This is a genomic window from Aquabacterium parvum (assembly GCF_001447195.1).
In the GTDB taxonomy this organism is placed as follows: Bacteria; Pseudomonadota; Gammaproteobacteria; order Burkholderiales; family Burkholderiaceae_C; genus Aquabacterium; species Aquabacterium parvum.
In genome coordinates this window covers 1-9,222 of record NZ_LFRI01000430.1, presented here as the reverse complement: position 1 = coordinate 9,222, position 9,222 = coordinate 1, and the positions used below count along the sequence as shown (strand labels likewise).

The following is a 9,222-nucleotide window of genomic DNA, read 5'->3' as shown; positions in this document are numbered from 1 at the left end:
CCACAGCAGCGCTGCGCGCATGGTCCGCAGGCAGTTGCAGCACCGGGTGATGATCGCCCAGCGCCCCTCTCCACCACGCCAGCTGCCGAACAGCCTCCCCTGACTCCAGCCAATGCCTTTGCCACACCGAATGGTCTGCGCATTGGACGGGCACAGGTGGGAGATCGGCAGGCACGCCTTGGCCACGCGCCCGATACAGCTTCACGAACTCGTCCACCATGATGTCCATCGATGCATCGTCGGCCACGATGTGGTGCATGACCACCACCAGCAGGTGGGCATCTGCGGCGTACCGCACCAGCCCCACGCGCAACAAAGGGCCACGCTGCAGATCGAAGGGCTGAGACGCCATGCGGTTCGCTGCATCCTGCACCTGAGGAGGCAATTCACCCGCTGCATCACCGTCCAGACCGAGCCAAGCACCGGCTTGACCACGCAGGTCAAGATCGATCCACGTGAATGCTGCCTCAGGCAAGACACGCTGATGCACATGCCCTGCCTCATCGGCATCGAACACCGTTCGCAGCGCCTCGTGCCGCTGGACCACATCTGTCAAGCTCGCCTGCATGGCCAGCTTGTCAAGTGCACCATGAAAACGCAAGGCGCCTGCGATGTGATACGCCGAGCCATCCAGCGCCATGCGCCACAGGAACCACTGACGCGCCTGGGCATGAGAGGCGGGGCAACGATCCGCCATGGATGGTTCACGCGCAAGCACCGGAAACTGATCTAGCGCGTTCATGCCTGCAGCCTGGACTTTTTCGAACACCGCACGACGTTGCTCCGTTGAAAGCTTGGCGAAGCGCTCGGCGATGCGCAGGTGAAAAGCAGAGGGATCCATGCGGTCAGGCACTTTCGAGTTGATCGATGAATGCGTCGATGTCCATGAGCGACTGGGCTGATGGGCTGTTGGCACGCCCTTCCTGGCGCAAGGCATTCGCCATGTCCGCCAACACAGGGCGTGCGAAGATGTCGCGCACGGTCATGGCGCCGGGCCATTGCCTCTGAATCAGAGAAGACAATTGCAAGGCCAGCAGTGAGTGCCCACCCAAGGCGAAGAAATTCTCATTGCGCCCCACACGCTGCACGCCCAGCACTTCTTGCCACAGCGCAGCGAGGGTCTGCTCGGTCTCATCCAAAGGCAGCGATGGCGTTTCGGCCAATCCACTCGGCGTGGCTTCAGTCAGCTCAGGCAGATCCGCCTCGGTCAACATCTTGCGGTCCACCTTGCCATTGGGGTTCAGCGGCAGGGCCATGTGCACCACAACGAGCGAGGGAACCATGTAGTCAGGCAATTCGTCAGCGAGCCTCAGGCGCAGGGCCTCGCCCATCCGCGCGCGGGATTCATCACCGGTTTCGGCGGTTTGACCGGCATGCAGCGACACGTGTGCGATCAACCTGACGCCACCCAGTGAAGGCCGCGCTACCACCACGGCTTCCTTGACCTCCGCCTGCGCCAGCAGTTGCGCCTCGATTTCGCCGGGCTCAATGCGCAGGCCGCGGATTTTCACCTGGTGATCGACCCGTCCGAGGAAGGTCAGTTCGCCATCTTCACTCCAGCGCACCAGGTCACCCGTTCGGTACAGGCGAGCGCCTTGTGGATGGAACGGGTCGGCGATGAAGCGCTCAGCCGTCAACGCCGGCCGGCCTTCGTACCCTCGAGCCAGCAAGCCACCGCCAATGGCGAGCTCCCCCACCACCCCCAATGGCACGGGGTTCAGGTCGGCATCCAACACGCGCAGAACACGACCGCCCAAGGCCTGGCCGATGGGCATTTGCTGCGGCAGCCGCTTGCTGCCATCGACAAAGGGCGTGCAGTCCAGCGCAGATGCCGTCACGGTGGCCTCGGTGGGGCCATAGGTGTTGAGCACCTTCACATGGACCAGACCTGCGTCGCGCCAGGCCCTGAGCCCTTCTGGCGGCATGGCCTCGCCACCCACGTTCACCTGCCTGAGCCGCCCTGTTTCCACCCGCCCTTCTTGGGCGAAGTCCTGCGCCAGCAGCAACCAGTAGGCGGTGGTCAGGTCGGCCACGGTGACGCCGTGCTCGGTCAACTGACGATGCAGGGTGCGGCTGTCCCACAGGTCCGTGCCGCGCACCACCACGGCAGCGCCGACCGACAAGGCAGGGAACACCTGCTCGATGAAGCCGTCAAAGTTGAGCGTGGCGAACTGGAGCATCCTGTCGTCCGGCCCCAGGTCGAAAAAGCCCACGCCGACTCGCGCATGCCGGGCCAGCGCCCGGTGCGACACTCCGACACCTTTGGGCCTTCCCGTCGAGCCCGAGGTGTAGATGACATAGGCCAGGCTGTCCTGGTGCAAGGCCACTTCGGGCGCCGTCACAAGCTCATCATCGAGCGCCAGTTCATCCAAGGCGATCACCGTCACCCCAGCTTGCACGGGCAGGCTGGCTTGGGTGGCCGCATGGGCCAGCACCAGCTTCATGCCGATGTCCTCGATCATGAAGGCCAGGCGATCTTGCGGATGGCTGGGGTCCAGCGGCACATAGGCCGCTCCAGCTTTCAGGATGGCCAGCACCGACACGATCATGTCCAGCCCCCGCTCCACGGCCACGCCCACGCGGTCTTCCAGGCGCACACCGAGGCGGATGAGGCGATGCGCCAGCCGGTTCACACGCGCATCGAGTTCGGCATGGGTGCACGAGCGATCCCCGCAGACCAGCGCCAAGGCGTCTTGCCGGAGCGCGGCCTGTTGGGCGATTTTCTGGTGCACCGGCAGCTGGATTGCGTCATGCGCACCCACCTCGGTGCCATGACCCTGCTTGGTCAATGCAGACGATTCGCTGTCGCGCAACATGCTCAGTTCACCCAGCCGTCGGCAGGCGGGGTCGGCCAAACCAAGCAGCAAGGCTTCGACATGACTCGCCAGGCGCTCGATCTGTTCGCGTGAGAAGCACTGGCCCGCCCAGGCGTATTCGATCGACAAGGTCTGCCCCAGGTTGACAGACAGGGTCATCGGGTAGTTGGTCTCTTCCCGCACCTGCCTGACTTGGAAACGGGGGCCTCGGTCGGCGGGCTGCTGCGATGCGCGCAGCACCTCATCGACCGGGTAGTTTTCGAACACGACGATGGAGTCGAACAGCTTGCCACCTGCGGCCCTGGCACAACGCTGGATCTCGGCCAGGGACACCTGCTCATGCTCGCGGGACGCGGCGTTCTGCGCCTGGAGCGCTTGCAACCATTCGACCTTGTCCTGGCCTGCAGATGGCTGCGCCGTGACAGGCAAGGTGTTGATGAAAAGCCCCAGCATGCGTTCCGCGCCTGCCAGCTCTGCCGGGCGACCCGACGTTGTGGCTCCGAAGCACACCGTCTGTTGGCCGGTGTAGCGCTGCAAGAGCAGGCTCCAGGCCGCCTGGACCAGGGTGTTGACCGTCACACGTGCCTGGCGCGCGAAAGCCTGCAAGCTGGCCGTTCCCACGGCGTCGATGACCCGCATCAGAGACAGGTGCCCCGACACAGACATGGGGGGCGGCAATGCCGCTGCCAGCAAGGTGGGCGTTTGCAGCTCGCCCAGCAAGGCTTGCCAATGCCGGGTGGCTGCGCCGTGGTCGCGCGTCTGAAGCCATGCGATGTGATCCCGGAACCGGCCATGACGGGGCGGCAGCGACTCACCCCGGTAGCTGGTCAGCATCTCGGCCATCAGCAAGGACGTGCTCCAGCCATCCATCAACAGGTGATGGCGGGTCCAAATCAGGTGATGGCGCTGATCGCCGATGCGCACCAGCGTCAGACGCATCAGCGGCGGCTTGGCCAGATCGAAACCACGCGCCAGATCCTGGGCGGCCAGCGCATCGAGCACCCCTTGCTGATCAGGCGTGGCGCGCTCATCGCGCAGCGTCAGGGGCAACGGCACCTCGCGGACCACCCATTGCAAGGGCTTGCCATCGACGTGGATGAAGCCCGTTCGGAGGACCTCATGGCGGGTCATCAGCACCTGCCATGCCTGCGTGAAGCGATCGGCATCGAGTCCGTCGATGTCGATGCGGACCTGATTCGTGTACGACGTCCCGCCAGGATCGAATGCGTTGTGAAACAGCATGCCAGCCTGCATCGGAGACAAGGGGTACAGGTCGGCCAGCTGCGCCAGGCTCGCATCCGGCAAGGCCAGTCGGTTCAGCTGAGCCTGCGACAAGCCGGCCAGGGGCAGGTCGGAGGGCGTCAAGCCATGGTTGCCTTCCTCGGCACAGTGGGCGATCAACGCATGCAGTTCACCGATGAAGGCATCGACCAGCTGGCCCATCGTCTCGGCGTCGTGGATGCGCTCGCTGTAAGTCCATCGCACCTGGAGGCGGCCATCGCGCACCATGGCACCTGCATCAATCCACGTTCGACGAGGGCTGCCTGGTGATCGTTGTTCATGGGGCTGGATTTCGCTCAGGCACCAAATGGAACCTGGCCCTTGCTCATGGCCGTCAACCTGGCCGAGGTAATTGAAAGTGATCTGTGCGGACGGCCCCTCTTTGAGGGTCGTACCCTGCTCGCTCAAATGGCGAAGCACTCCATACCCAATGCCCTTGTTCGGCACCTGCCTAAGCTGGTCCTTGATCGAACGGATGCTTTCACCCACATCGCCCTGGCCAGGATTCAAGCGAACGGGAAACAAGGTCGTGAACCATCCCACCGTGCGTGACAGATCCATGTCATCGATGCCATCGCTCTCGCGGCCATGTCCTTCCAACTCGATCAACACAGTCTGCTTGCCGGACCATGCACACAAGGCGCGCGCCAGCGCGGTGAGCAGCAAATCATTGACCTGGGTCCGGTAGGCGACAGGCGCCTGGCTCAGCAGGCTGGTCGTGGCTTCTGCGCTCAACGCCGCATCAATGGTGCGGGCATCAGCCACCAAGTTGGGCTCATGGAGCCTTCCTGGGAGGTCATCGTCCGGCTTGGCAGCCTGGGCTTGCCAGTGCGGCAACTCTTCTCGGAACGCCCCCCGCGCAGCGTGGCTGACCCATGCTTGCGACCAGGCGCTCCAAGATGTCGATTGGTGCAGCCCTTCGTCAGCCCGAACCTGGCAGGCCGCGCCAAGGTCTTCGATGATGATCCGCCACGAAACCGCATCGACCACCAGGTGATGGGCCACCAGTAGCAGCTGCCCCGGGCGGGCGCGCCCGCCGTCCAACCAGATCGCTTTGAAGGGCCTCGACAGGCTGAGGCAACGCTGTGCGTCCTCGATCGCCGCGCGGGCGGCCAGCCCCAACGCCTCCTGCTCGGGATGAACTCGGCCGGACACCATGCCCTCCAGCCTCACGCACCTCAGCAAACCATCCAGTTCCGATGTCGGCGTCACGCGTTGGCGCCAGCGCCCCTCGTGGTGCTCGAAGCACAATCGCAGGGCGTCGTGGCGCGCGACCACCCTTGCCACGGCCTCGCGAACCTGCTCAAGGGTCAGGTCCACACAGGCGTCGAGAAGAACCGACTGATTCCAGTGGTGCGGCTCATCGAACCGCTGCTCGAAGAACCAACGCTGCACCGGCGTCAGTTCAAAGAACCCGGCCGCGTCGGGTTGCGACGCAGGAGGAGCCGAAAGCCGTGCCTGGTCATTGGTCGCCGGGGTTTCCGCGATCACCTCTGCCAGAGCAGCTACCGTCTGCAAGGACAACAGCTGCTTCGGACTGATGAGCAGGCCCCGCTTGCGGGCGCGGGCCACGATCTGCAAGGTGAGGATGGAATCACCACCCAAGTCGAAATAGTTGTCGTGTCGACCGAGACGCGGCAGCTTGAGAACCTGCGCCCAGATGTCGGCCAGGGCCTGCTCGGTGAGGCCTCGGGGCGCATCTTGCTCGCCTGATCGTGCTGCGTCAACGTCCGCCGGCGGCTCTGGCAGCGATTTGCGATCGACCTTGCCATTGGGGGTCAAAGGCAAGGCCTCCATCGCCACGATCGCGGTGGGCACCATGTGGTCCGGCAGCACGCGAGACAAGGCCTCGCGCAAATGGGACAGAGGCACCGGTGTCGAGCTCTGGCCGTCACTCGCCTCAAGCATGGTCGTCAGAGGCGTTGTCGGCACCACATAGGCCAGCAGTCGTTGGCGGCCATCAGGGGCGTCGCGGGCGATGACCTCTGCTTCGCACACGCCCGCCTGGGCCCTGATCACCTGGGCAATCTCCTGCAGCTCGACGCGGTGGCCGCGCACCTTGACCTGATCGTCCAGGCGTCCCAGGAACACAAGGCTGCCGTCGGCACCTTGCCGCACGCGATCACCCGTTCGGTACAAGCGCGCCCCCGGCGCAAACGGGTGCGCAACGAACCGCTCGGCCGTCTGGCCGGGGCGGTCTTGGTAGCCTCGCGCCACGCCCGCCCCACCGATGAACAGCTCGCCCGCCATGCCATGCGGCAGCAACTGCATGTCCGGCCCGAGGACCAGCGCTTGTGCATTGGCCAGCGGGGTGCCCAGTGGGAGCAGCCGTGTCTGCGCATCGGCGGTGGTTGCGTCCTGCATCAAAGCACCCACGGTGGTTTCGGTCGGACCGTAGTGGTTGAACACCCGACAATCCGGCCTCAGGGCACGGATGCGCTCCAACAACGACCAGGGCGTCACCTCACCCCCCAGGATCAGGGCATGGCGAGGCAGCACGTCAGCGGGGCTGGCCGCGTGCATCAAGGCCTGAAGGTGGCTCGGCACGATCTTCAGCACATCAATGCGGTGCTGCGCCATGAGGGCTGCGAAGCGGTCCGGGTCGAACGCGACTTCCGAGCCGACCATGTGGAGGGTGCGCCCGCTGCACAGTGCCCCGAAGAAGCTGGTGTGACCGAGGTCGGCCCCGACCGTGGAAATCATGGCCATCGCCGCTGCATCATCGGGCAACGCGAGTCGCTCCAGCATGGCCTGCACGTAGTTGGCCAATGCACCCCTGCTCACCACCACGCCCTTGGGCACACCGGTGGATCCCGATGTGTAGATGACGTAGGCGGCCTGGCCAGCATGGACGCTCCGCGGCGTGATCGGTGCCGACGGCTGCGCCTCGCACGCGATGGGCAGGGTTGTCAGCCCTGACGGGGAATCTGGCCATGCCTGATCCGACAACAGCACACGGGCACCACTGTCGGCTACCTGATGGCGCAAGCGGTGGGTCGGCAGGCGAGGGTCCAACGGCACATAGGCTGCACCGGCCTTGAGCACGGCCAGCACCCCCAGCAGGAACTCGCATGAACGCTCTGCCAGGATGGCCACGCGGTCGTCCACACCGATGCCCTGCTCAGCAAGGCGAGCCGCCAGCTCATCTGACTGCGCGTGCACATCGGCTTGCGTCAACGCCCGGCGCTCATCGCTCACACACAACTGATCAGGCTTGGCTCGGCGGGCGCGTTGCCACATCGCCAGCACGTCGGCATCGGCGAAATGGCGGTCGGGCCCCTGCAGCGCTGCCTGCGGCCATGAAACGGGCCATTCCGTCACACCTGCGGTCGGCCGCTTCGCCACTTGGTGCGACAGCTGGGTGAAGGCCTGCGCAAGGCGCTCGATGGTGGCGATGTCGAACAGGTCGCGGTCGAAGGCCATCTCGAAGACCAGCCCCTGCGGTCGGTCGACGAAATCCAGGCTCAAATCAAAATGCGCGCGCCCGCCTGACATGGCCTGTACACCCACCTTGAGGCCGGCCACTTGCCTGGGCGCCGGCAAACCGTCCTGTTGCGTGCACTTGACCTGGAAAAGCGGATGCACACCGGGTTGACGGTGTGGTTGCAAAGCCTCCACGAGCATGTCGAAAGGCAGGTCAGGGTGCATTTGCGCATCGAGTACCGTGTCTCGCACTGCGGCCAGCAACGCTGGGAAATCGCTCGACGGGGTGATTCGAGTGCACAAGACCTGCACGTTGGTGAGGAAGCCGATCAAGCCCGTCGTCTCAGCTCGCTGGCGATTCGCAATGGGCGACCCGATGCGTTGCTCTGCATCCCCGCTGATGCGGTAAAGGGTCAGCTTGAGCAAAGCCAGCACGGCCATGAAAGCGGACGCCCCTTGTTGGCGGGCCAGTTGCCGGATGGCGTCGCTCAGCTCCTGAGTCCACTCGAAGGCCAGCTTGCCTTCCTGAGCATGAATGGTCTGTACGGAACGCTGCCCGCCACGCGGGCGATCAAGGGGCAACACCGTCGGTGGGTGCTCAGATCCCAGCTTGCCCCGCCAGTAGGCCAGTTGGCGATCGCGCTCGCCGGCCTCGAACCAGTTTCGTTGCCAGGCAGCATGGTCCGCGAACTGGATCGGCAGGCAGGCAAGTCTAGCCTGTGCGCCTGCGCAGGCTGCTTCGTACAAGGCCAGCAACTCATCGATCAAGATGGCAATTGACGCACCATCGCCCGCGATGTGGTGCAGCGCCAACCCGAGCACATGCGTGCTTTCGCCCAGGCGCCACAGGCACGCGCGCAAGGGCAGATCGGCATCGAGCCTGAATGGTTTGCGGGCGAAGGCGATCTTGTGCTGCTGCAATGCGCTCTCGCGTGCCTCGGGGGGCAAGCTGCTCAGATCGACCGAGGCAAGCTTGACCACGGCGCCTTCCAGAACATGCTGAAACGGCTCACCGTCTTCGCCGACAAGGTAGACGGTGCGCAGTACCTCGTGCCTCGCCAGCAATGCGTGCAGCGCACTGTCAAGCGCGAGTTCGTTCAACGCCCCCTCCAGCGTCAATGCACCGGGCATGTTGTAGGCCGGGCTGTCGGGGTCGAGTCGCCACGTGAGCCACAAGCCGCGCTGGCTGTAGGAAAGTTGAGGCCGTGCCCCGCGCTCCGTCGGTACGATGGGCAGCTCACCGAAGTTCAGCCCCGCCACGCGCAACTTTTCGATGAAGCCGCGCCGGGCCTCGGGCGCCAGCGCGGCGAAACGCCTGGCAATCTGCTGCTCGTCGATCTGCCGTTCAACCCTGCTCATCTTCACACCTCGAATTCGTTCAACAGGCGGTCCATCTCCAGCAGGCTCGCAGCCCGCCCTTCGTCATCGCGGAACTGCCCGAGCTCCACGACGTGTGCGGCCAGGGCATGGACCGTGGGCAAGGCGAACAGCTGCTTGACCTCGATCTGGCAACCGTGATGACGGGCCATCAGGGTGGTGATGCGCACAGCAAGCAATGAATGCCCACCGATTTCAAAGAAGTTGTCATGCCGCCCGATGCGCTCTGGCGCCAGGCCCAACACCCGCGCCCAGATCTGCGCCAGCGCCTGCTCGACCTCGCCTTGCGGCGCCTGTGTGGCTGGCCTCTGCCCGGCTTGCCCCG

The 9,222-nt window shown here is 64.8% G+C and carries 3 protein-coding genes; all 3 read right to left on the bottom strand.

The window, feature by feature from the left end:
* On the bottom strand, nucleotides 1–841 hold an 841-nt coding region (locus ABG80_RS17430), incomplete at its 3' end, for a condensation domain-containing protein (RefSeq protein WP_235513924.1).
* A gap of 4 nt (nucleotides 842–845) precedes the next feature.
* Entirely contained in the window at nucleotides 846–8,879 is an 8,034-nt protein-coding gene (locus ABG80_RS17425; protein ID WP_058088892.1) for a non-ribosomal peptide synthetase, read from the bottom strand.
* 2 nt (nucleotides 8,880–8,881) lie between these two features.
* A partial coding sequence (locus ABG80_RS17420) for a phosphopantetheine-binding protein (RefSeq protein WP_152987714.1) occupies nucleotides 8,882–9,222 on the bottom strand: 341 nt, incomplete at its 5' end.

Excerpts from the sequence above, each read along its gene's own strand:
- ABG80_RS17425 (WP_058088892.1), bottom strand. The coding sequence starts at position 8,879 with ATGAGCAGGGTTGAACGGCAGATCGACGAGCAGCAGATTGCCAGGCGT.